Origin of the sequence: Pseudomonas sp. FSL R10-0056 (assembly GCF_009600105.1) — a bacterium.
Lineage (GTDB): Bacteria > Pseudomonadota > Gammaproteobacteria > Pseudomonadales > Pseudomonadaceae > Aquipseudomonas > Aquipseudomonas bubulae.
Window position 1 is genome coordinate 1 of record NZ_WIWL01000039.1, and the last position, 2,117, is coordinate 2,117.

2 protein-coding genes and 2 pseudogenes are annotated in these 2,117 nt (G+C 63.8%); all 4 read right to left on the bottom strand.

Going from position 1 to position 2,117, the window contains the following annotated elements:
* Positions 1–148 (bottom strand): DUF4381 family protein (locus GHO42_RS02415; RefSeq protein WP_153384097.1); only part of this gene is annotated, 148 nt, incomplete at its 3' end.
* Positions 145–1,095, bottom strand: a complete 951-nt coding sequence (locus GHO42_RS02420; RefSeq protein ID WP_133144507.1) for a DUF58 domain-containing protein — start codon at positions 1,093–1,095, stop codon at positions 145–147. The genes GHO42_RS02415 and GHO42_RS02420, both read right to left, overlap by 4 nt.
* Positions 1,094–1,795: pseudogene (locus GHO42_RS02425) on the bottom strand (AAA family ATPase); the annotation flags it as partial. The gene GHO42_RS02420 and the pseudogene GHO42_RS02425, both read right to left, overlap by 2 nt.
* Before the next feature lie 24 nt (positions 1,796–1,819).
* Positions 1,820–2,117, bottom strand: a pseudogene (locus GHO42_RS02430) (hypothetical protein); the annotation flags it as partial.

Sequence of the window (2,117 nt, forward strand, 5' to 3'; positions counted from 1 at the left end):
GCCAGCAGGCGCGTGCCGCCCAGACCGCCAGGCCGGTCAGCACAACCCCAAGCAAGGCCCACCAGCCCCAGGTCTGCGGCAGGTAGCTGACGGGTGCAGGCAGGGCCAGGGTTTGCAGTTGGTCAATGCTGGGGATAGGACTGCTCATGGCCGCGCCCCGCCCAGTTTGCCCAGTTCGATCCGCAGCTGGCTGTGAGTATCCTGCGCGGTGCTGAACATCATCAGCGGCACCTGGCTGCGGCGCAGCAGGCTGGCGATGTCCTTGAAGCGCCCGCTGAGGAAGTTGCCCAGCGGCTGGCGTACGTGTGCGTGCTCTACCGCCAGCTCCACTTGCAACTGGCCCTGGGTAACCAGCAAGCGCCCGGTGTCGGGCAGGTCCAGCGCCAATGGGTCGTAAACCTGCATGGCGATGACATCGTTGTGCACTGCCAGTTGGCGCAGCAACTGCAGGGTGTGCGGCCCGGCCCCGGCGAAATCGCTGATCAGGCAAATCAGGTGGTCGTGACCGGCGATGGCCAGGCAATGTTGCAGGACCTTGTCCAGTTGGTCGGCGTCTTCGCAGTCCGGTTGAGTGGCATTGAGTTCCTGGTTTTGCCGGGCAATTTTGCTGCACAACGCCTCCACCCGTTTGCGGCTGCGCAGCGGGGCAATACTGTCGATGCGTTGATCGTTGAATACCAGGGCGCCCACCCGGTCACCGGCGTTGAACACCATCCATGCGGCCAGTGCACCCAGTTCGGCAGCGGTGGCGGATTTGAAGCTGCGGCTGGAGCCAAAAAACATCGACATGCGCTGGTCGACCACGATCAAGGCCGGGCGGTCGCGTTCTTCGGTAAAGGTACGCACCACTGGCTTGCCAGTGCGCAATGAGGCGCGCCAGTCGAGGTGGCGCAGGTCGTCACCGGGTTGATAGCGGCGTAGTTCGTCAAAATTCAGGCCGCGGCCACGCAAGCGCGAAGCATGGTTGCCCGAGAGGATACTGCCGTGGGGTTGGCGGGCGACAAAACTCAACGCCCGCGCTTTGAACTCCAGCGCCATCAGTTGCGCAAGCGAGACGTATACCAGGCCGTCGGCCTCCTGCCGTTGGGCGTGCATCAGGCAGGTAAGCATCGATGGCGGGGGACACGGCCACTGTGGCGACTTCGCGGCGAGCCGCGAAAATCACCTCCTGACCCAGGGTAAACGGCGGGGCTGTATCGGCCGTGGCGTGCTGCACCTGTTCTTCAGCGCGCAGCATGCGCAGCACCCGGGATTCATCTGCCGGGCTTGGGTAGTCGAGCAGCACTTTCATCACAAAGCGGTCCATCTGCGCCTCGGGCAGCGGGTAGGTACCTTCCTGTTCGATGGGGTTTTACGTAGCCAGCACCATAAACAGTGTGGGCAGCGGGTGGCTGTTGCCGGCGACGGTGATCTGCCGTTCTTCCATGGCTTCAAGCAGGGCCGCCTGCACCTTGGCCGGGGCGCGGTTGATTTCGTCGGCCAGGATCAGGTTGCCGAACAAAGGCCCGGGTTGAAAACGGATCAGGTTCTGGCCGTCCACCTGGTGCAGCACCTCGGCGCCGGTGATGTCCGATGGCAGCAGGTCAGGGGTGAACTGGATACGGCTCATCTGCGCCTCCAGGTGCCTGGCCAACGCCTTGACGGTGCGGGTCTTGGCCAAACCCGGCAGGCTTTCGAGGAGCAGATGACCGTTGGCCAGCAAGCCGACGATGATCTGGCGGATAACCTCGTCCTGGCCCAATACCGCTTCGGCGATGCTGGCTTGCAGGGCATTCAGATCGTTGAGCGCTGTCATAAAGCATTCCTTGCTTGAGCACGATTACCAGGGGGCGGGGACCACCACAAACTGCACGTTGCCACCCACATAGCGGGGCTGATACCAGGTTGGTCCGCAGTGTTGATACGCCACATTGTTGGCCACGACCGATACGCAGTCCGCAGGCACGCTGGTGACTTGCGAGCCGATGGCTATTGCCGTGGCCGTGGTTGCACCCACCACGGCGGCGGCTGCCCACGGGTGATACCAGTTGTCCGGTGGTGGTGGCGCAGGCAAGGGCCGTGGCGGAGGTGGCATGGGCCGTGGCGGAGGTGGCATGGGCCGTGGTGCCGGGTAGGGA